This is a genomic window from Solitalea koreensis, from assembly GCF_900182575.1.
GTDB classification, from domain to species: Bacteria; Bacteroidota; Bacteroidia; order Sphingobacteriales; family Sphingobacteriaceae; genus Solitalea; species Solitalea koreensis.
In genome coordinates this window covers 121,676-142,475 of sequence record NZ_FXSZ01000001.1, presented here as the reverse complement: position 1 = coordinate 142,475, position 20,800 = coordinate 121,676, and the positions used below count along the sequence as shown (strand labels likewise).

Genomic DNA, 20,800 nt, shown 5'->3' with positions numbered 1-20,800 from the left:
GATCAACGCTATAAAGAAATGATGAACGAGGATGATTTAATGCAATTCAATTCGGAAGTGCTTTCCAGATGGAAAGCTGCGGGATATAAGAAAATTATTATGACTCAATTTCCTTCCGACGATCCTATTAATGATTTAGGCGAAGAGAGCCTATATTATTTGTATCCTTCCAAAGAAGATTTTGATGCAACACTTGATCATGCCGCTACCATTCCCTTTGAACAGCGTAAAGCAGTTTTTGTGATTGATGCAAAAGAAGTGGAAGAAATGGCCAATGGTATTGCCTTTGACATTTTCTATATAAAAGAACCTTGATGATTTGGCTTTTAACTAAAAAATAGCCTGGAAATGATATTTTTAGGCAAGTACTTTATGTAATAACAATTATCTCCAATCTGTAAAACTATCCTATCCCAGCTACCATATAAGCTATAAATAGTAAAGTGTAAACATTTTGATGCTCAAGTAGATAATCTTTTATAGACTGGAATGATTTGGTCATATGACTATTTACAGTAGCAGTAGAAATACCCATTAATGCTGCAGTTTCTTCATAGCTTTTTCCCTCAATTTTGCAGAGTTGGAATGCTTGTTTTCGTTGTGGAGTTAGCTGATCAATGGCTCGCTGCAACAATATAGAGATTTCCTTGTTTTCAAGCAGGTCTTGTGCATTCAGGTAATAATCCGTAGCATTCGCCAACAAGGATTTTATCAGTGTTTGGTCATTCGCTATCTTGCGGAAATAGTTATAAACAAGGTTTTGGGCAATGGTATACATGTAGGATTGAAAAGATTTTTCTAAATCAATTGATCTCCTGTTATCCCAGAGTTTAATGAAAAGTTCTTGTAACAATTCATCGGCATCTTCCGCATTCTTCACCATTCTTAAAATACGTAGATACAGCGGCTTGCTATACGCTTTATACAAGGCATTAAAAGCAGATTCATCGCCCTGTTTCAGCCTTGTAAGCAATTGCTTCTGTAGGTCGTCTTCCAGAATTTTCAAATCCTTTTTATATGGTTAGGTGAGGTGGCAATATATAAAAAATCGGATTGTTTACAAATCTCCAACTCGTTACAGCGTTTCAAAGGATAGCTAAAAATGGAATTACTTAGGTTGGATTTATTCGCCTGATTATTAAGTGATTGTTGGGTAGTTGTTGATTTTTTTACAATTGGAGTCATTGTTTTTTTGCTTAGCAGTGTATTAGCTATCAATTGTTAGAAAATGGAACAATCAATATATACTTTATTTAGTAAATACCTGGAAGATCGTTGCTCAGAGCAGGAGATCATGTTGCTGCTGAAATACTTCAAAATTTCAGAAGATGATTCTGCTTTAAAGCAGCTCATATTAGCAGAGTTAAGCCGAAAGGAAATACTTGATTCGAATTTACCTGATGTGGATCAACGTTTGGATTTGATCTATACAAATGTAGAATCATATATTAAGCAAAAGGCCAAATCAAATGTTCGCGCAATAAGACTATGGACACGTGTTGCTGTGGCTGCAGTCATTGCTTTAACCATCTCCGTTGGAGGTTACCTTTATTTAAGTAACCTGAAACAAACCTTTGAACAGACCCCCATCTATGCAAATGAAATTGCCCCCGGTAAAAACACTGCAACATTAATATTGTCCAATGGTAAAAAAATCATTTTGTCGGGTGCTATAAATGGCAAGCTTACAAGTGATGCTGGCGTAAGCATCGCTAAAACTGATGATGGCCAGATCACGTATGAGATCAAAGATATAGAGACTGCTTCAAACAAAATAAATACCCTCTCTACGGCTCGGGGTGAAACCTATCAGGTTCGTTTGCCTGATGGAACCACTGTGACTCTAAATGCAGCTTCCTCTCTTAAATATCCGGTAAGTTTCACTTCTCTTAAACTGCGTAAAGTTGAACTTACCGGCGAGGCCTATTTTGAGGTAGCTAAGGATAAAACGCACCCTTTTGTGGTAAAGACAAATGGTCAGGAAGTAGAGGTACTGGGTACACATTTTAATATTAATGCTTATAGTGATGAAGCCAATATCAAAACTACTTTACTTGAAGGTAGTGTAAGGGTTTCAGGAAATGATCAACAAGTCGTACTTCAGCCTAATCAGCAAGCCGTGTTTAGCAACGATATACAAGTGAAAAATGTGGATGTAGAGAACGAAATAGCCTGGAAAAGTGGAGATTTTGTTTTTGATAGCGACGATCTGGAATCTATTATGCGCAAAATTTCAAGATGGTATAATGTAGACGTGTTATACGATGAAAAACCTGACAAGAAAATGCATTTTGGAGGGATTGTATCAAGAGGAAAGAATATTTCCGCAGTATTAAAGATTATGGAGTCAACAGGTCAGGTGAGCTTTAAAGTACAAGGACGAAAAATAACCGTAATGAAAACTAAGTAGTTTACAAACTAAATAAACTGAAAAATGATAGAGAAAGGTTTTCCTTAATAGTAGTCATTTTAAAAAAAGTCAGGGATGCGCCAACACCCCCGACAACGTTCAGACTAATGCGTCAAAAGATGCGACTAAACAACTATTTACGATCATTAACTTAAACGATTCAAATGTATGAATTTTTACAAATTTGGATGTAGTCTTCGCGGCTACATCATAAAATGCCTATTGGTTATAGAATCGGTTCTTAGCCATGTTAGGCAAACTAATAGACGAAAGCTGCTTATGCGAGTTAAACTGACTGCATTTATTTTAGTCACCATGTTTTTACAGGTTTCTCTTGGCGCAAGAGGGCAACTGGTAACTTTACTTGGAACAAGTGAACAACTGGTAACCTTAAATGAAAAGAACGCACCGCTTGAAAAGGTATTAAAAGAGATCAGAAAACAAACCGGATATGATTTTTTCTACGATTCTGATCTGATAAAAGCAACTAAACCCATTAGTATTAATGTGAATCAGGTTGATCTTAAAGATGTTCTTGATTATTGCTTTGCTGATCGGTCATTGGTTTATACCTTAGAAGAGAAAACGGTTATCGTTAAAAAGGCCGTCACTGCATTTAATCCTACAAAGGATATTGATGTTAAAGGTAAGGTCACGGATGAAAAAGGAAAGCCTTTGATTGATGTTTCTGTAACCGTTAAAAACACCAATAAGATTACTAAAACTAATAATCTGGGAGAATTTGAATTTAAGGGGATAGACGAAAAAGCGATATTGGTTTTTTCTTACCTGGGGTTTAAAACCAAAGAAGTGCCGGCCAGTCAGCACAAACCCTTTAACATTATCCTGGAATTGAAATCGTTCGAGCTGGATGCCGTAACAGTGGTTTCTATGGGTGTATTTAAAAGGCCCAATGAAAGTTTTACAGGATCGGCTACTACCATTGGAAAAGAAGAACTACTCAAAGTAAGCGGAAAGAATATCATTCAAAGTTTAAAGACGCTGGAGCCAAGTTTGATGGTTTTTGACAACTTGGAGCTTGGCTCTGATCCGAATAAATTGCCTGAAATACGTTTGCGGGGTACCTCATCTTTTCCGGTTAACCAAAGTATTGATTTAAATGCAGCTTCTTTAAATGATCCAAATCAGCCACTTTTTATACTGGATGGTTTTGAAACCAGTCTTGTGAAGGTTATCGATTTGGATATGAACAGGATTGAATCTGTGACCATTTTAAAAGATGCATCGGCAAAAGCATTGTATGGTTCAAAAGCGGCGAATGGGGTTATCGTTATTGAAACGAAAAAAAGGACCGGTGGACAAGTGGGCATATCCTATTCCGCAAGTACAGATATTGAAGCCCCTGACCTGAGCAGTTATAACCTGATGAACTCGGCAGAAAAATTGGAAGCCGAACGCATATATGGCATGTATTCGCAAACGACTGTTGGTAATCCCAATTATCAAACTCAATTAACCCTTGATCAGCAATACAATCGGAGACTGGAAGCTGTTCTTTCCGGGGTTAATACAGATTGGTTATCCAAGCCATTGCGAAATGGAGTCGGGCAAAAACACGCGATCTCGTTTGAACTGGGTGAAACCAACTTAAAAGTGATTGGCGATTTCTCATACAATCAAATATCAGGTGTAATGAAAGGGTCATCAAGAAATACCCTTTCAAGTTCAATCTCGACGTCATATCGTTACAAAAAGTTTTTGTTTAGCAACATTTTAACAATTACCGGGAATAAAAGTAATGATTCTCCATACGGTTCTTTTTCAGAATACTCGACTATGAACCCGTACACAACTCCATATGATGAGTTTGGAAATATGAAGCAGAATGCAGAGACCGGAATAATTCCTTATGCGGGATCTGCGAGTATTGGTAACTTTTATGCTCCCAATCCGCTGTATAATTCAACACTTAGTACTAAACTCACCAATAACTATACAGATGTTACCAATAATTTATATACTGAGTTCTTTATTTCAGATGGATTAAAGTCTACTTTGAGAGTAGGACTAACCAAAACCTCCAGTCAGGCTGACCAGTTCTATCCGGCCAATCACCTGAAATTTGCAAACTTTTCTCAAGCTGATTTTTTTAGGAAAGGTTCATATTCAAGGATGGAAGGAGACAACAAGGGATTAAGCGGTGACTTTAATGTTAGTTATTCAAAAACTATTGAGAAGCATTCGGTTTTTGCCAATGTAGGAGCGAATATGAGTGAAAAGAGTTATGAAAATGTCACTTTTCAAACCGAAGGTTTTCCCAATGACAGGATGACCGATATATTGTTTGCTAATCAATATAGCCGCTATAACAATCGCCCGACTGGTAGTGAAGGCACAACAAGAGATGTCGGTCTTTTGTCGGTGTTCAGTTACATGTATGATTCGCGGTTTTTAGCGGATGTTTCGTATAGAACAAGTGCATCTTCTCAGTTTGGGTCTAATAACCGTTGGGGGAATTTCTGGAGCACCGGACTTGGCTGGAATATGCATAATGAGGAATTTATTAAAAAGTTGAATGTTTTTGACCGGCTAAAATTACGGAGTTCAATAGGATCTACCGGTTCTCAGAATTTTAGTTCATATCAATCTATTGCTACTTATAAGTATTACTTGGATAAAATATATCAAGGTTATTTGGGTGCATATTTAATGGGCTTGGCGAACGACGATCTTAAATGGCAGCAAAAAATGGATTATAATGTCGGTCTGGATGCAAGCTTCCTGAAAAAGTTTAGCACTCGTCTGGATTATTACCAGAGCATTACGCAAAATACGCTAATTGATTATTCGCTTCCGCCCTCAACAGGTTTTTCCAATGTAAAAGAAAACCTTGGGAAGATCAGGAATATCGGTGTTGAAGCTATGCTTACCTATAATGTATACTCAAATCCAAAGAATAAGACATTTCTTTCTTTCACGGCGTCAGCGATTCATAACAAAAACAAAATACTATCCATATCTGATGCATTAAAAACGTTTAACGAAGAACAGGAAAAAAGGGCAAACGATGTTTACAACAATAAACCCGTTGTTAAATATTATGATGGTATGTCAATGGATGCTATTTGGGCTGTTCGCTCGTTGGGAATTGATCCTGCCAACGGAAAGGAGATTTACATCGATAGAAATGGAAATAAAACGTACACTTACTCAGGAGCAGATATGGTTGTAGTAGGCGATAAAATGCCTGCTGTCAGTGGGACTTTTGGCATCAACGGCGGATATAAGGGCTTTGGGGTTAACCTATATTTCAGGTATTTAACGGGAGGTCAGATTTATAATCAAACGCTTGTTGATAGGGTGGAAAACGTTAATATGAGTTATAACGTTGATAAAAGGGTTTTAAACAGTACCTGGCAAAAACCGGGTGATGTTAAGCCATTTAAATCCCTTGGCTCAGTAGAAGTTCAAAATCCGGACGGATCATGGACTCGTCAATTTCTTAGAACGCAACCTAGCGATCGGTTTGTGATGGCCAGAAGTGAATTTAGCCTTTCTTCGCTGAACCTTTCTTATGATTTCTACAAAAGTGCTTTCATTGGGAAATTGGGGGTAGAGCGCGTTCGTTGTAATTTCTATATGAATGACGTTTTTCTATTGTCTTCAGTCGGGATTGAAAGAGGTTTATCTTATCCATTTGCAAGAAAATGTTCCTTCTCGCTTCAAATTCAATTGTAACTAGTTATGAAAAAGATATTTATTATTGCCTCAATTGTACTCCTTTTTACTTCCTGCAATGAATGGTTAAACATTCCTCCTAAATCGGAAATTGCATCGAATGTATTATTCGAATCTGAGCAGGGATTTAAAGATGCTTTGGTTGGAAGCTATCTTCTAATGACCTCTCCAAAGACGTATGGATTTGAAAGTACGATCGGGTTTGTTGATGCTTTAGCTCAGCAATATTATATGCCAGGAACTACTCATCCTTATTATTTGGCTTCAACGTATCAATATGGTGCTCAGGCTGTAGTTACCAAAAAGGATGATATCTGGGCAGTCAATTACAACGGGATCTCCAATCTAAACAACATTATTGAAAATATTGATGCTAAAAAGGCGACTTTAAACCCTGCAAACTACGCCTTTATTAAAGGAGAGAGTCTTGGGTTACGCGCTTTTTTACACTTCGATCTTTTCAGACTGTTCGGCTATGGAAATCTTATAAAAGATCCAGGCAGTTTATCTAAACAAACATTACCCTATGTGACAAAGTACACCAAACACATTACGGCTCAGGTTTCGGTTTCAGCTTATATAGACTCCTTGAAAAATGACCTCAATAAGGCTGCAGAACTACTTGCACCGTATGATTCTGTTAGTGTCGGTGTGAATAAATTGCCGATCCCCAATACAGATTTGTTTTATAATAACAGGCAGATGCGCTTTAACTATTACGCGGTTAAAGCAACACAGGCTAGGTTGTATTTGTGGATTGGAGACTATGATAATGCAATTTTGGCCGCTAAGGAAGTTGTTGCAAAAGCATCGCGTCATCAAGTCGCTTTCCATTCAGGTAATATTAATGATCCAAACCCGGTGAATAAAGATTATACATTTTCTACGGAGCATATATTTTCTTTAGGCGTCCCAAATCTTTATGACGTAGTTCGTCCATTTATTCAGCGGTTTGCTGCTGATGGAATTAATATAAACTACAGTAGGTTAAACCAAAATGGGGTAGTTGCTGATAATCTGTATGAGATTGCAAGCAAGCCACAGATGTCACAATCTGATTATCGGTATAAAGAATTATACAATAAAGTATCATCATCTGATTATTTGCTTATGAAGTTCAATTATGTTGATGGGTCAACCTTTAAAGATAGAATGCCGATAATAAAATTACCTGAAATGTATTATATACTGGCCGAAGCATATAATGAAAAAGGTGATCAAACCACTGCTGTTGGATACCTCAATACCGTAAGAAGAAACAGAGCAATACAAAGTACCTACGACCTGTCTCCAAGCCTTACAAAGGATGGTGTTGATGTTGAAATTGAGAAGGAGTACAGGAAAGAGTTTGTAAGTGAGGGACAGCTTTTTTATTACTATAAAAGACTAGGGAAAACAGTCATAACAGGTACCTCAAGAGTGATGGATAACAGTATTTATGTGTTGCCAATGCCAGAGAGAGAACTAGAAATGGGTGCCAGGTAATTGGTTGTTAAGGAAACTATGTTTAATAAATTAAATAAAAACTTTATGAAACGTCTAGCAAAATATTGTAGTTTTTTATTTGGCACCGTAATGATCTTAAGCGCTTGTGAAAAGCAGGAGATCTCTACTTACAATGATGATCCTGGAATTTATTTTACGACTTCTACTTATGCTTATTCCTTTACAGAAGATATTGGAGCCAATTCAAAGACCATTTACCTGCCTGTAGCACTCTCCGGAAATGCAAAGGACGTTGACCGGCATTTTACAATTGAGGTAGTAAATGATACTAACACCAATGTCACCAGTGAAATGTACGAAATCCAACAGGGTGATCTTTTAAAAAACAGTTTTAATGGCAGAGTAGGCATTGTGTTGAAAAGAAATCAACAGGTCGATCAATCTCTTGTAAAGTTAAAAGTTAAGCTCAGTGAATCATCAGATTTCAAGCCAATGTTGACCCAAACGGTTCAGATTACCTGGACGGGTAAAATTATTCAACCTGTGAATTGGAATTGGTTGAAGTATTATTTTGGTACCCCTTTTTCTACAAATTGGTATGCCTTTATGCTTAAAGAAGCGGGGGTAACTTCATTTCCTTATAGCGGAACTTTAAGTAAGACTGATCCGGTAACATGGTGGTGGTCTGCCGCGCAGGTTAACGCTTATGCCTTAAAGGTTAAAGAGGCCTTAATTAAATATAACCTGGAGCATCCTGGGAATGAACTTAGATACGAAGACGGACCTAATGCGGGTCAACTTGTTACCATGCCTATTTAGTTTGCCAACTATCAATTTTAAAATAAGGGAAACATGAAAAAAAATATAGTTTACATACTGATTGCTATGTCATTTTTTGCAATGTCCTGTATAAAGGATATGACAAATATGGATGTAAAACCCGTTGCTCAAATAGTGATTGATACGACAGGTATGGGTTTGACTACTTCTTATACTACTTTTCAAGGAGATTCATTAAAAATAAAGATTAAGGTAAATAAAACAGGAACCTCTAATGATAACCTAAAATACGAATGGGGAATTAACACTTATGGAGGATACAAGCGAATAGTGGGAGTAGGAAGGAATCTGGAAACAAAAATTACAGAGGCCCCTGGTAGCTTTGTGCTAATTTATACCGTTACCGACACTACAACAAATCAGAAGGCCTTCTTCACCTGGAATTTGGCTGTGAATTCGGCTTATGGCTCCGGCTTAATTGTAGTGGATACAAGGGATGACATTAATTCGGATTACAATTTAATAATGGGCTTCAATTTCACTCCTGGTATGGGCGATTCTGAAAGTAAAATATTCAGAAATTTATACAGCGGAGCCAATTCAAAAAAAATTGAAGGTATTGTGAAGGACGTAAGCTATGAGAGATATACTACTTCCCGGTTTTTAACCAGTATAACCGATAAATCTATTATTAGAGTGGATCCTCTAAGTTACCAGTTTACTATGCGCGATAACCAATGCTTCCTTTTGCCACCAGAGAAGATAAGTCCGAATAAAATTCAATCTACCCAGCAAACTAATCCGCATGAATACATTGTGAATGATGGGAAAGTGCATTACAGGTATACTTCTACTGCTCCTTTTGGCTATCGCTTTCTGGGAGATAATTTGGATTACTCCTGTAAAGAGATATGTGGCCTGCAATTGCCAACTTCTTCAACTGCAGCTGCAGTATTATACGATGAGAAAAATAACAGATTTTTGCTTACTCCAACAATTACTTCAAGCAGTGGGACTTTAACCTCTTTTCCGGCGGTTGACAATAGTGGTGTTGCGCCTGCTTTTGATCCGAGGAATATGGGCAATAAAACTTGTTTGCATTTAGAAGAAGGGCAAAATAAAAGAGTTTTAGCAATAATGAAAAGCAGAGATGCCGCTCAGTATTTTGTTTACCAGGTACTATTAGCGCCATTAAATGGGAAGATGGGTTATTCTTTGCATGATATCACTAATAATCCTGAAATTAATAATTCAAAATATTATACCTGCTCTCAATCTGAAAACGTGTTGTTTTATGCTACCGACAATAAAGTTTATGCTACAACATTGCTTGCCGGTGGAGGTACTGATGCTAGTTTAAGGTACACCGTTGAAAGTGGTGAAAAAATTACCGGAATGCGGATGCACATTATGCAGGGTAATATAAATTTACCTAGTTTGGTTAATCCGCTTGATTTTACCCAACGACAAACCATGCCTGCGGCTAACAGAATGCTCATTTTGAGTACTTATAATGAAGCAACAAAAAATGGAAAAATTATAACCATACCTCTTCAAACCTTAGGGGTTGGAGGTTTAGTCACTGATCCTTTATATATCAAAACCTATTCAGGATTTGGAAGGATTACAGCATTCTGCAACCAAAATCAGTAATTATTTGAATCTATAAAAAACAATAAAAATGAACAAAATTAGAAGAATTCGCATTGTCTTCGCTGTTTTAGGGCTAATGATTTCCCCAGTGATTACTAACGCACAAGGGATTGAATTTCTGCACAACCTTGATGAGGCGCTGGCAAAGGCTAAGGCTGAAAATAAAATGGTGTTTATCGACTTTTATACCTCTTGGTGTGGCCCTTGTAAAGTAATGTCAAATGAAGTGTTTCCATTAGCTACAGTGGGCAGTTATTTCAATTCCCAGTTTATCAATTGCAAAATTCAATGTGACGATAAGGGTGTAGGTGTTGAACTGGGTAAAAAGTACCAGATTAATGCCTATCCTACTTTAATGTTTGTTGATAAGAATGGCGCTATTGTGCATTCGGCTGCAGGAGGGTTGTCCGGGGAAGGATTAATTGCTCTTGCAAAAACAGCTGCGAATCCTGAAAGGAACTTGCTGTCCATTACAAATGAATGGGATGCCGGAAACCGTAAAGAGGAGTTCGTTGCTAAATATTTTAACGCACTTAAAAAGGCGTATAGGGGAGAAAAAGCAAGTGCTGATTTTACTAAATATTTTAACGAATTGAGCGCAAATGATAAGGCTAAAAAAAGTACTTATGAACTGGTGAAAACCGTTGGAACTGCACCTTTCTCACCGGTTTTTGAATACCTTGAAACGAACCGGAATGCATATGCTAAATCAGTTGGAGAGGCTGAGATAGATAAGTTCATTGCCAATACTTACTTATGGTATTTAAGGGGTTTGGTCGGTAACGATCCGAGGCCTGAGTTTAAAGCCGCAATGGTGAAGTTCAAGGCTAAAAATTACCCTTATTATGATGAGTATGCCATGTTTTATAACGTATTTGAAACATTTGACAGCAAGGGTAGCGTTGACATCGATGAATACATGAGAAGAGGAACAGCGTTTTTAGCTAAATACGGCAAGAATAATGATTCATATACACTTGCATTAACAAGCTTATTAGGTAATTGTACAGGGTATAAGGATGAGGGTGCTGCGGGCATAAAATGGATGGAAGACTTGTTGGAAAGGAATCGTGATCCTAAGTACTTGAGCGTCTATTTTTATATTCTTTGGAGAAATTATAATTTGGAAAAAGCGCTTGTTGTTGGAAACGAGATGAGAGATAATGAAATTAAAGCCGGAAAATCAACAAAAACAGTTGATAGTCAGATTGAAATGGTTAAAGGTTTGAAAGTGAGAGAGAAAAAAGCAAAGGTTTAAATAGAAAAAATAAAAGCGAAGCCTGCATAAGCGCATGTTTATGCGGGCTTCATTTCCGATAAAAAGAAATTTTGATGAAAAAGATAATTCTAACAGCAGCTATGTCCTTGCCGTTTTTGGTTTGGGCGCAAAATGAAACCTTTAGCATAGAAGGTAGAGTGGCAAATAAAAAAAAAGAAGCCAAAGCTTATTTGAAGTATAAAGCAGAAGGTAAAAATAAGATCGATTCTGCTGAGTTAGTAAATGGGAAGTTCTCATTTACAGGTAAAGTTTCAGCTCCTACAGCTGCAACTGTAATACTTGCTCAATCAGGACGGGGAATGGGGCAGATTGATGCAAATTCGGATATTTATAATTTATACTTAGATAAGGGTGAGGTTGTATTAACTACAAAGGATTTGATGAAAGATGCTACTGTTTCAGGGGCTAAATTAAGTGTGGAGTATGTACGTTACAGCAAGCTTTTTGCTGCACAAACCTTAGCGATTGCAGGGTTTGATAAGGAATGGGCAGCAGGATCTGATGCGGAAAAAAAGGATGGAAGTTTAGCGAAACGCTTAATGGCAAAATTTAAGCCGGTCAATGAAGAGAAGCAAAGAATTCAGAAAGAATACATTAAAAAGAACCCTGATTCGTATTTCAGTTTGGTGGCCCTAAAGGAAATTAGTGGTTCAAGGATTGAAGATGTGGAAATGGTTGAGCCTGTTTTTAATTCCTTGTCAGCGTCAATTAAAAACATGCTAGAGGGTCAGGATTTTGCGAAGCGAATTGTGGAGGCTAAAAAAACAGCAAAGGGAGCTGTAGCACCTGATTTTTCACAACCTGATGTGGATGGCAAAGAAGTAAAACTATCTGATTTTAGAGGGAAGTACGTTCTCTTAGATTTCTGGGCCAGCTGGTGTGGGCCTTGTCGTGCAGAGAATCCAAATGTCGTGGCTAATTTTAATAAATTCAAAGACAAAAACTTCACGGTTTTAGGAGTTTCTTTAGACAATCCAGGAAAGAAAGAGGCTTGGGTAAAGGCTATTGAAAGTGATAAGTTAGCATGGACACAATTAAGTGATTTGCAAGGCTGGAAAAATGCAGCAGCAGCTCTTTATGGGATAAGATCAATACCGCAAAATTATTTGATTGGTCCTGATGGCAAGATCATTGCCAGTAATTTGCGAGGTGAGGATTTAGAGGCAAAGCTTGCCGAAGTGTTGAAATAATACAAATAGTGTCACGAATTAGAATGTCGGTGTAGCATCTCTGAAATTATCAGGGATCTACCCGCAACTAACTCGCTGAAAAGAAAATCTTTCGGCCCAAAGGCTTCGTAGCCAATTGGGATGCGGAAAAATCACTCTTTCCTAATCTGATTTTATAGCTTCTTTCCAACAATCTTTGCTCGGTAAAAAACGAATCAGATTATAAATGCCTATATTTTAGCTTTAGTTAGGTAGTGCTATTAGAAAGAATATAATCTGTTAGTATTCAGGAGGGTGTTGTTTTTGCATTAAGGTGTTTTACAGTAAGAGTAATACTTGAATATTAATATTTTTTTGTTATTTCGGCATTCAACTTATCGAGAAAGATGACTCCCTATTATGATCGAACTGATAAAGAGCTAATCGCTTTGCTAAAAGAGCGCGATCAGGAGGCATTTACTGAAATGTTCTTAGCGGTTTTTTTTGGGGTATTTAAAAAATTAACGAAGTTTTCCAATATTCTGCGCTACTCGTAAAATCTTTTCCATCTTTCTGCCCTTCGCCAGCTCATCTACTAGCTTATCCAAATACCGAGCCTTTTGCGTCAATGGATTCTCGATTTCTTCTACACGATAGCCACAGATGACTCCTGTGATGAGGTAAGCATGAGGATTAAGCGTAGCACATTGGAAAAATGTTTCAAAAGTTACTTTCTCCATTATTAGTTCTTGCAGTTTCTGATTGTCGAAACCTGTGAGCCACTCTATGATCTGATCCAGTTCTTCTTTTGTTCTGCCTTTCTTCTCCACTTTTGCGATATACAAAGGATAGACTGAGGCAAAGGTCATTTTGGCGATACGCTGGTCGTGCGCTGCGGTGCTTTTCATATCGTGTATTTATTTTTTATTCGTTTGTTTTTAACCTCTCGGTATTTGTACAAGCATGTTGGTTTAGTCGGTCTATCTAACAGCTGTTAGAATTTCTATGTTTTGAAGATCCAAATTATTTGTCGGTTCATCAAAAATAATGTTATCAGGCGATTGATTATTGTTGCGAATTTCATTTGTCAATATCCGGTAAGGACCAGATGTGGGAATATGGTCATGAGGAGGAAACCTGTCAAACGAAAAGAATAGATCATTGCAAACAGCAAACAAAAAACGATGATCATGATTTGTTCTTAATAATGATATGTTGGTGAGGAACAGCCATTACGATATTATTTTCTTGGAAAGATTTTAAAACGAGTAAGCGAATTTCACCTAACATTCTGCCGACGGCAAAAACTTCCTCTGACCAAAAAAGTAATTTTAAAGAAACGGAATAGTTAGTAAATTCCTCAATTCGCACATAGGGTTCTGGTAGTTTTGTTACTTTTTGATGTGTTTTGACAATAGCCAGCATCAGTTGCATTGCTTGTTCTACATCCTTATCAGACACGTCCACTGCCACAAAATGGCGATTGGTGTTTTTTTGGTTGGACCAATTGATGATTTCATTTTTGGTGAAGTATGAATTGGGAATAATAATTTCCTTTTCGTCCCGCGTCTTTACAATAGAGGTCCTGAATCGAATGGCTAAAATCTCAACCCGTTTATCCCCGATTTGGATAACATGCCCAACCTTTATTATACCTTCGGCCAGAATGATGACCCCGGAAATAAAATCATAGAAAAGTGCCTGCAGCCCCAGGCCAATCCCGACTAATAAAGCTGCAGATCCCGCAATTAATACAGATGCATCAATGCCAAGAATTTTTAAACCGGCTGAAATAAAAAATACCCACAGGAAATATTTAACTATGGTGTAAATTGTGAAACGTTGACCGTCGTCGATTTTTTTTAAATTATTTAAACCACGTTTAATAAGCCATAGGATAACCCGACATGCGATTGCTAAAATGAATACGGATATTACTTCGAAAATAGTAAGTGTATAGCCCCCAAAATTTAATAGTTCGAAATTGTGCCAGTCCTCCATTTTTTTATATTTGATAATTAGATGGGTGATTTTCGATTATTTCCGTTTCAATGGAAGAATGTTGAAGGCGTTTGTCTATAACGAGTCGGTAAACACAGCTCCTTTATTCCGGTAAATGTTTTTTTGCGTTTATATTTCATTTAGGATATCCTTCTTTGGTTTCCTCTTGAGATTTTTTAGCAAAAAAGTAGCCATTCTTTTAATGAGTTTGATAACTACATCAGCAAATATATTGTTGACAAATATCAACTATCCGAAAAAGTAACCATTAAGGAATCTGCCATTGATGCGCTGGGATTTTTACGGGAATCTGTTAAAAATTCGGCAGCCTTTCCCGAGCTTCTTTTTCTCGACATAAATATGCCGCAAATGGATGGCTTCGAATTTCTTGAAGAATACGCCAAATTCCCCGCAGCGCAAAAAGAAAATTGCCGCATTGTCATTCTTACTACCTCAAACAATCCTGAAGACATGGTAAGAGCGAGTGCAAACCCTTACGTAATAAAATATCTTAATAAACCGCTTGTTGCAGAGAAACTTCTGGAGTTGTTAGTATGCGGATAAAGTAAGTCGCGCAGCCTAGGCTTTGTAATTCGCGCAAAAGCTTAATTACCAACTGCAATCTTAGCGCTTGAATTTGCAACATCAGAACTCAATAACGGTTTATCAACGTGCACCGAAAACTGCCAGTCAATCTGTAAGGTGTGAATCCATTTCTAGAATCGGGAGTACACGATACACGGTTCCAATTCCGCGTGGGTGGGGCTATCTTCTCTACTATGCTATTACCCGATAGCGTACTAGATATATAAATTTTTTAGCAGAATCGTTCGCGGTGAATAAGGTTGTATTTCAATCCTAACGCGCATAACCTTTATCACTCCTTGCAGGCGTGAACGGGAAAAGCTACCTTGGGCCTATAATAGGCAGCTATAATTGAAAATATTTCATCCTTGGCAATTTATCAGACAATGAAACGGTTAATCTTATTACTCTTTGGCTTTATGACTTTGTCATCATTTGCACAGTCAAACCGTGAAAGCCTAATAAACTCTTTAGACAGTTGTGTTATATCCCGATCGCAAGAAGTTGGATTTTGGGGTGGAGAAATTGGGCATCCACCTGAAATATTTGCTTTTAATATTATCTACAAATCTCCTTATGCTGGTAAAAAATTTAAAGAGATTTATCCTATGGCTACTATTTCAGGAAAGTTTTATTGTGTAATCGGTCTGTTTCTACTCACAGATTCTGAATATGAAAAATACAAGACTGATTTTATTTCTCTTAAGACAACTGAGCCAATTTATTTTAGGGTAGGTTGCAAGCTGATGAAGTATGAAAGTCAAGAAAAACTATTGAAGCAATGGATGGAAGCTTATGATAACAAAGTATGGTACACAAAAATTGTTTTATAAAAAACTATAGTTCCTCTCTTATCTGTTTGGTTGTTCATAGGATCGCTTACCAAACCGTGGGAAGGACAACAAATTAAGACCTATAAAACATCAACAATGAAGAAATACATTTTTATAGTATCGGTGTTCTTTTCGAATCTGCTTTATGCACAAAACAAACTTATGTTTGATACATTAAAAGTCGATTACGATACGAAATTAAAAGGTTTTCCTGCATCACTAGCCCAAAATGACTGGTTTTTTATCTTCGAAAAGCCGAAAGAAATAAGACAAGCCATGAAGCAATTGATGGCAGGAGTTGGTAAAGAAGTTAGTTATTCCGCAGGACGGGAACGTTTTTTATTAACCCTCATTCAGGGATGGGATGGTATTCACGGAAAGAACCGTTGACCAATCATTGGTTAACCAGTTGTGGTTTCTCCTAGAGGAAGCTCCTTAGCAAACTAGGAGTGGACGGCCCAGGAACTTATACAACCCGTTTGTCCTTCGGAAGCGAGAGAAGAATGATGATGACAGATGGAATAGGTTATGAGTTTTCGCGACTTCAAACTTAAATACATGCCTTTACCACCAGACGATATAAACGCAGATATTTTACCTCGCGACTTCGAATTATTAATTAAAGATTATTTAGTTGATTTGGGTAAGGAATTAAAAACATTTGAGGCAATCCATGACCTACATTTAAAAAGGACTGACGGCGAGTATCAAATTGACGTTTATGCTGAATTTGAACTTTTAGGAGCAAGTTTTAAAGTTCTTGTTGAATGCAAGAGACATAAAAACAAAATAAAAAGAGAAGTAGTACAATTGCTCTATGATAAACTACGCGCAACTGGAGCTCAAAAAGGTATGATTTTTTCTACAAGTGGTTTTCAAGAAGGCGCTAAACTATATGCCAGTGAACATGGCATTGCATTAGTACACGTAATTGAAGGTCGATACACTTATAGCACTAAATCAAAGGATTCTCCAAACTTTGCCCCCCCTTCTTGGGCTAACGCCCCTAAATATGTTGGTGCATATGAAGATGGAGCCTCTATTTGTTATCTACAGAAAGGCTATCTTGAACCATTATCTGAATTTTTATTTGGCGCAAATTGTTAAGCTTCTACTAATGACAAAAAATAATTCAACACAATACGCAATAATCGGATTTTTTGCTGGTTCATTGGGAAAATAAACATTGCGGGTAAAGAAAATTGAGCTTTAGCAGAATTGATATTAAAAAGAATGAATTAAGATCGAAAAAATAAAAATGAGTACTTCTTTAAAGTAAAAGTTTTGGTCATTGGGTTAAATTATCGCAGATAAATGAATCAAAACTACCTTGAAACGTTCTCGTGGAAACTAACTCAATCGAAAGAGGTAACGATCATTCTTTGGATATACAATGCCTGGGGACTCCTTCAACGAGGTCAATTTGTTGCAACGTATTGATTTAGTTGATTATATAAAAAAAGAAAGACAGGCATAACACCTGTCTTTTCTATTTTCACATTTGGAATTAAAGCTTTTTATGATTTAAGATTTACTCAACCATTCATTCAGCACTGCTTTTATTTGTGCTTTACCTGGTCCTGTGGGCCCGTTTGGTCTAGGAGCAGCCAAGTTAATAATATTACCGTTTTTATCGAACAACATGAAGCTCGAAAGAGTATTGTTACCAGTTATTCTGTAAACCTTCTGAATTTGCGGGTCGGCAAATAATTGGATGCCACCCCATTGATAACGATCAAGGAATTTTTTCCAGTTTTCTTTATCTTTTTCCTCTCCTGCAAAAACGCTTAAAAACACCACGTCCTTTCCCTGAAACTCTTCCTCCAATTGAGCAAGTGGATTTTCCTTAATTTGCCCGTTCATGGTCCAAACATGCACATAAACGATTTTACCATTAAAATCAGCTAGCGATACTGGTTTGCCGGTCACATCCGAAGAAGTAAAATTTATGGCTTTTTTACCAGGTTCTAAACGGATAAGACCTGCCGCAATTTCATGTGCACGTTTCTGCTGATCAGCGGTTAGAAAATAGGTACTGTATTTATCTGATATTTCAACAAACTTGGCATAAGAATTAACTGTACTTGCATAATCAAGAACATACTCCCCTTTTAATACATCATTTGGGATAGTCATAACCGCTTCTTTATCAAGGGGCAACATTCCTAGGCCAGGTTTATAGGTTTTAAACATTACTAAGTATTTAAGCAGCAGTTGACCGTACGGAAACTTTAATAAATCTTCATTTTGCATAAATTGATCTGCATTAAAGCCTTTCAAATAAGCGTTATAATTTTCTTTGGTAGGAAATGTACCCGAATTACGCAAGAAATACATGGCCATGTGGGCAAGGTCATAATTAACCGTCAGCTTCATTAAATTATCGAATTCCGCATTTCCTGTTGCTTTACCGTTTGTCCAACTCTTTGCCTGAATGGCAGCGGCATCCAATGCTGAAAAGAAATCTACGTAAGTTTTTAGGGGGCGATTCCTATAAATGGATTTTTGCTCAATATTATAGGTTAGTTTATACCATTGCTCTAAAACTTGATTTTCCTTGGTATTCTTGCCTGTGAGCACATAGGTAGAATCATTTAATTCAAGGTTGATTTTATCTTTACCCTTAACGTATAATTTATATTTGACATTGGCGAAGTCTTGGGCAGAGGCTTTGCCTGAACCTATTACATAAAACCCATCATATTCAGGCTGGAAACTAAATTTGAAAGCACCACCAGCATTTGGGGTAGATGAAGCAATTTCTTCCATGCTGCCGTGAACGATTTTATACAGCTTTACCGCTCCCGGTTTTGTTTTTTTTGAAACCCCTTTGATTTCCGTGATGCCTCCGGCTTGGGCATTTAAAATTGTGCTAGCCAGTACAGCCAGCAATGCAAGATACTTCTTCATGTTTTTGTTAGGTTGTTATAAATGTTAAACTGTAAAATTATAATTAAGTAGCAAAACGGAACAAAAAATCAGTTTTTCAGCCCAATATTTCTGAAATAGAAGTTTGAGGCGGTATAGGCTAAATGTGTTATTCATGGTTTTGAGGTTAGTATGTGTATAATATGAGCTGATTATTTCGTAAGCTTATTAATGTTTCTCATCAAGCCATTTACATTTACCGAAGGTTCTATTGCGGCTTTGATGGTTTTAATATCATTGCATTCAAGCGTAATAGATGAACTATCCGTGGCTTTAATAGATACAAAGTTGAATTTTGAAGTTTTACCGAGTGTAGTCCATTGGCCTTGATGCAATTCTAAAAAAATCGAATCGGCAGTAAGTGAATCAATGCGCAGAATGCCTCCTGAAAGCTTTAGTTGCAAATTGTTTTTTACTACATTAAATCCATTAATATAAAGATCTTCAATTCCATCATGAGCTATAATGTTGGGGCATTTAGTTAAATTTAATGATATTCCGTATTTGGCAGTTGTTCTTGATTTCGTTGGATTTCGTTCCCTGATAAACATGGTGTCCTTTCTGTATTCAAAGGAAACTGAATCTTTAATCCAATTGTAATCTCCTATTGTATTCTTTCCGGGTCCAATATTAAGCCATTCACATTGTCCTTCCACTACAATGCAATTTATTTCGCGATTAATTGAATTTTTAGTCTTGTCAAATTTTTCATAATTGCTTTTAAAAAAATAAACACTAAGCGGTACCAAGCCAATTAATAGGAAGAAAATTAGTAGAATGAGTTTATTAGATGTCTTCATTATTTTAAGCATTTAAGGTGGATGTATAGGTTTGATAACGTTCTTGTATTTCGTCAAATGAAATATTCAACAGATACATGCTTTTAAAGAGTAGGGGCAGTTCGTTTTCAATAAACTGCTTGCGCTTATAGTTTTTTACTTTTTCCATGGCATCCGCATCGGTAAAAAAACCAACGCCACGTTTGTTGCTGCAAATACCTTCGTCCTGTAAAATTTCATACGCCCGCATAATCGTATTAGGGTTTACTTCAAGTGTAACAGCTAATTCTCTAACGGATGGAATTCGTAGCGATGGCATCCATTTCCCCAGTAGAACTTGCTCGCATGCATAGTCTACAATTTGAAGGTAAATAGCCTGTTGTTCTCTGAATTGCATAAGAGTAGCGTTTAAACTTGTTTTTCTTTGATTTTATACCAATTAACTATCCAAATAAGTATAGGCACAAGTCCAAATAGGAGTGTTCCCATAAATAGCTTTTGATTCTGTGATAATTCAAATCCACTAACAGAAAAGTATAGGCCACTTAGGGAAACTGATTTTAAATAAGGGAATGCACGCTGCATTAAATGGAAACTAAATGTGTAAAGCATAAAGCCAATCACAGGAATCGTAATTAACCCTTTAATAATGGCATATTTTTTAAAAGCGAACGGCCAAATAAGAAAAGAAGAATATATTACCAACAACCACCCGAAAAACTCTTCATTTTTTTTAAGGCAATGAGTTAAATTCAAATAACTAAGACTTTTCGCTAAGTAAAACGCTTTAGCTTCCTCCGCTCTTTCTAAATAATGTGTTATAAATCCGTGATCAATCATTTGGAAGACTGAAGTATATACAACAAATAGAACGGGGAATGACCAGATCCAGTGCAATGCGAGTTTTTCAGCGGCGGAGGAAGGCAGAAGCAAAAACTCCACAAGTGTTTTTTTATTAGCCAACTTATTAACTCTTAAAATAGCATTTAGTGAGAATGTTACAAATAAACCAATACTGTATATTGCTTCATTTTTATAACGTGTCCTTTGATACACCATTTCATATTGGTCAGGTAAGCCTCTTTTGGCATACATCAAAGCTATGCGTAGATCTTCTTTATAATCGCCTATCAATAAATAAAGCAATGTGATTATAACCGCAATCGCAGGAGTCGACAATAAGTATATATTCCTGTTCTCGGCCCAGTCTTTTTGAAACAATAGTTTCAGTCGGTAAAAGCTAAAAGTGTTGTTCATGG

The 20,800-nt window shown here is 36.9% G+C and carries 20 protein-coding genes; 13 read left to right on the top strand and 7 right to left on the bottom strand.

What is annotated here, in order from left to right:
* Positions 1-18 precede the first annotated feature (18 nt).
* Positions 19-315, top strand: a complete 297-nt coding sequence (locus tag FN756_RS00625; RefSeq protein WP_142600590.1) for a hypothetical protein — start codon at positions 19-21, stop codon at positions 313-315.
* Between the two features lie 88 nt (positions 316-403).
* Here the strand turns inward: FN756_RS00625 and FN756_RS00620 are convergent, their stop codons facing one another.
* Positions 404-1,006, bottom strand: a complete 603-nt coding sequence (locus FN756_RS00620; RefSeq protein WP_142600588.1) for an RNA polymerase sigma factor — start codon at positions 1,004-1,006, stop codon at positions 404-406.
* Between the two features lie 222 nt (positions 1,007-1,228).
* Between FN756_RS00620 and FN756_RS00615 the strand changes: the two genes are divergently transcribed.
* From FN756_RS00615 to FN756_RS00585, 7 genes are all read left to right on the top strand, one after another.
* Positions 1,229-2,410, top strand: a complete 1,182-nt coding sequence (locus tag FN756_RS00615; protein WP_142600586.1) for a FecR family protein — start codon at positions 1,229-1,231, stop codon at positions 2,408-2,410.
* Between the two features lie 279 nt (positions 2,411-2,689).
* Positions 2,690-6,109: a SusC/RagA family TonB-linked outer membrane protein gene (locus tag FN756_RS00610; RefSeq protein WP_185955140.1), complete on the top strand. Its 3,420-nt coding sequence runs from the start codon at positions 2,690-2,692 to the stop codon at positions 6,107-6,109.
* A 6-nt stretch (positions 6,110-6,115) separates the two neighbouring features.
* Positions 6,116-7,594 carry a RagB/SusD family nutrient uptake outer membrane protein gene (locus tag FN756_RS00605; protein ID WP_142600583.1) on the top strand — a complete coding sequence of 493 codons (1,479 nt, stop codon included), beginning with the start codon at positions 6,116-6,118 and terminating at the stop codon, positions 7,592-7,594.
* A gap of 45 nt (positions 7,595-7,639) precedes the next feature.
* Positions 7,640-8,374 (top strand): DUF4843 domain-containing protein, encoded by a 735-nt coding sequence (locus FN756_RS00600; protein ID WP_185955139.1) that lies wholly within the window; start codon positions 7,640-7,642, stop codon positions 8,372-8,374.
* Positions 8,375-8,407: 33 nt separating this feature from the next.
* Positions 8,408-9,988, top strand: a complete 1,581-nt coding sequence (locus FN756_RS00595; protein WP_142600580.1) for a PKD-like family lipoprotein — start codon at positions 8,408-8,410, stop codon at positions 9,986-9,988.
* Positions 9,989-10,016: 28 nt separating this feature from the next.
* Positions 10,017-11,246 carry a thioredoxin family protein gene (locus tag FN756_RS00590; protein WP_142600578.1) on the top strand — a complete coding sequence of 410 codons (1,230 nt, stop codon included), beginning with the start codon at positions 10,017-10,019 and terminating at the stop codon, positions 11,244-11,246.
* 74 nt (positions 11,247-11,320) lie between these two features.
* Positions 11,321-12,457, top strand: coding sequence for a TlpA disulfide reductase family protein (locus FN756_RS00585; protein WP_142600577.1), 1,137 nt, complete (start codon positions 11,321-11,323; stop codon positions 12,455-12,457).
* A 479-nt stretch (positions 12,458-12,936) separates the two neighbouring features.
* Here the strand turns inward: FN756_RS00585 and FN756_RS00580 are convergent, their stop codons facing one another.
* Together FN756_RS00580 and FN756_RS00570 are read right to left on the bottom strand one after the other, a co-directional pair.
* A complete protein-coding gene (locus tag FN756_RS00580; RefSeq protein WP_142600575.1) occupies positions 12,937-13,323 on the bottom strand; it encodes a DUF2200 domain-containing protein in 387 nt (128 codons plus the stop codon).
* Between the two features lie 280 nt (positions 13,324-13,603).
* Positions 13,604-14,416 carry a mechanosensitive ion channel family protein gene (locus tag FN756_RS00570; RefSeq protein ID WP_142600572.1) on the bottom strand — a complete coding sequence of 271 codons (813 nt, stop codon included), beginning with the start codon at positions 14,414-14,416 and terminating at the stop codon, positions 13,604-13,606.
* Between the two features lie 219 nt (positions 14,417-14,635).
* Between FN756_RS00570 and FN756_RS14600 the strand changes: the two genes are divergently transcribed.
* From FN756_RS14600 to FN756_RS14675, 5 genes are all read left to right on the top strand, one after another.
* Entirely contained in the window at positions 14,636-14,980 is a 345-nt protein-coding gene (locus tag FN756_RS14600) for a response regulator (protein ID WP_142600570.1), read from the top strand.
* A gap of 407 nt (positions 14,981-15,387) precedes the next feature.
* A complete protein-coding gene (locus tag FN756_RS00560; protein ID WP_142600569.1) occupies positions 15,388-15,834 on the top strand; it encodes a hypothetical protein in 447 nt (148 codons plus the stop codon).
* 96 nt (positions 15,835-15,930) lie between these two features.
* On the top strand, positions 15,931-16,224 hold the full coding sequence (locus tag FN756_RS00555; RefSeq protein WP_142600567.1) for a hypothetical protein: 294 nt from the start codon (positions 15,931-15,933) through the stop codon (positions 16,222-16,224).
* A gap of 168 nt (positions 16,225-16,392) precedes the next feature.
* Entirely contained in the window at positions 16,393-16,941 is a 549-nt protein-coding gene (locus tag FN756_RS00550; RefSeq protein WP_142600566.1) for a restriction endonuclease, read from the top strand.
* A 207-nt stretch (positions 16,942-17,148) separates the two neighbouring features.
* Positions 17,149-17,274: a hypothetical protein gene (locus tag FN756_RS14675; protein WP_262709383.1), complete on the top strand. Its 126-nt coding sequence runs from the start codon at positions 17,149-17,151 to the stop codon at positions 17,272-17,274.
* Between the two features lie 84 nt (positions 17,275-17,358).
* Here the strand turns inward: FN756_RS14675 and FN756_RS00545 are convergent, their stop codons facing one another.
* The 4 genes from FN756_RS00545 to FN756_RS00530 all read right to left on the bottom strand — a co-directional run bounded on the left by FN756_RS00545 (position 17,359) and on the right by FN756_RS00530 (position 20,798).
* Complete coding sequence (locus FN756_RS00545; RefSeq protein WP_142600565.1) at positions 17,359-18,744, bottom strand: TlpA family protein disulfide reductase; 1,386 nt, start codon at positions 18,742-18,744, stop codon at positions 17,359-17,361.
* A gap of 170 nt (positions 18,745-18,914) precedes the next feature.
* Positions 18,915-19,562 carry a hypothetical protein gene (locus tag FN756_RS00540; RefSeq protein WP_142600564.1) on the bottom strand — a complete coding sequence of 216 codons (648 nt, stop codon included), beginning with the start codon at positions 19,560-19,562 and terminating at the stop codon, positions 18,915-18,917.
* A 4-nt stretch (positions 19,563-19,566) separates the two neighbouring features.
* Positions 19,567-19,938 carry a GntR family transcriptional regulator gene (locus FN756_RS00535; protein WP_142600563.1) on the bottom strand — a complete coding sequence of 124 codons (372 nt, stop codon included), beginning with the start codon at positions 19,936-19,938 and terminating at the stop codon, positions 19,567-19,569.
* An 11-nt stretch (positions 19,939-19,949) separates the two neighbouring features.
* The gene (locus FN756_RS00530; protein ID WP_185955138.1) at positions 19,950-20,798 is read right to left on the bottom strand and encodes a hypothetical protein; all 849 of its coding nucleotides are present in this window, start codon (positions 20,796-20,798) and stop codon (positions 19,950-19,952) included.
* Between the last annotated feature and the right edge of the window lie 2 nt (positions 20,799-20,800).

Coding starts and splice junctions, on each gene's coding strand:
- FN756_RS00625 (WP_142600590.1), top strand. CDS start 19: ATGATGAACGAGGATGATTTAATGCAATTCAATTCGGAAGTGCTTTCC.
- FN756_RS00615 (WP_142600586.1), top strand. CDS start 1,229: ATGGAACAATCAATATATACTTTATTTAGTAAATACCTGGAAGATCGT.
- FN756_RS00610 (WP_185955140.1), top strand. CDS start 2,690: ATGCGAGTTAAACTGACTGCATTTATTTTAGTCACCATGTTTTTACAG.
- FN756_RS00605 (WP_142600583.1), top strand. CDS start 6,116: ATGAAAAAGATATTTATTATTGCCTCAATTGTACTCCTTTTTACTTCC.
- FN756_RS00600 (WP_185955139.1), top strand. CDS start 7,640: ATGAAACGTCTAGCAAAATATTGTAGTTTTTTATTTGGCACCGTAATG.
- FN756_RS00595 (WP_142600580.1), top strand. CDS start 8,408: ATGAAAAAAAATATAGTTTACATACTGATTGCTATGTCATTTTTTGCA.
- FN756_RS00590 (WP_142600578.1), top strand. CDS start 10,017: ATGAACAAAATTAGAAGAATTCGCATTGTCTTCGCTGTTTTAGGGCTA.
- FN756_RS00585 (WP_142600577.1), top strand. CDS start 11,321: ATGAAAAAGATAATTCTAACAGCAGCTATGTCCTTGCCGTTTTTGGTT.
- FN756_RS00580 (WP_142600575.1), bottom strand. CDS start 13,323: ATGAAAAGCACCGCAGCGCACGACCAGCGTATCGCCAAAATGACCTTT.
- FN756_RS00570 (WP_142600572.1), bottom strand. CDS start 14,416: ATGGAGGACTGGCACAATTTCGAACTATTAAATTTTGGGGGCTATACA.
- FN756_RS00560 (WP_142600569.1), top strand. CDS start 15,388: ATGAAACGGTTAATCTTATTACTCTTTGGCTTTATGACTTTGTCATCA.
- FN756_RS00555 (WP_142600567.1), top strand. CDS start 15,931: ATGAAGAAATACATTTTTATAGTATCGGTGTTCTTTTCGAATCTGCTT.
- FN756_RS00550 (WP_142600566.1), top strand. CDS start 16,393: ATGCCTTTACCACCAGACGATATAAACGCAGATATTTTACCTCGCGAC.
- FN756_RS14675 (WP_262709383.1), top strand. CDS start 17,149: ATGAATCAAAACTACCTTGAAACGTTCTCGTGGAAACTAACTCAATCG.
- FN756_RS00545 (WP_142600565.1), bottom strand. CDS start 18,744: ATGAAGAAGTATCTTGCATTGCTGGCTGTACTGGCTAGCACAATTTTA.
- FN756_RS00540 (WP_142600564.1), bottom strand. CDS start 19,562: ATGAAGACATCTAATAAACTCATTCTACTAATTTTCTTCCTATTAATT.
- FN756_RS00535 (WP_142600563.1), bottom strand. CDS start 19,938: ATGCAATTCAGAGAACAACAGGCTATTTACCTTCAAATTGTAGACTAT.
- FN756_RS00530 (WP_185955138.1), bottom strand. CDS start 20,798: ATGAACAACACTTTTAGCTTTTACCGACTGAAACTATTGTTTCAAAAA.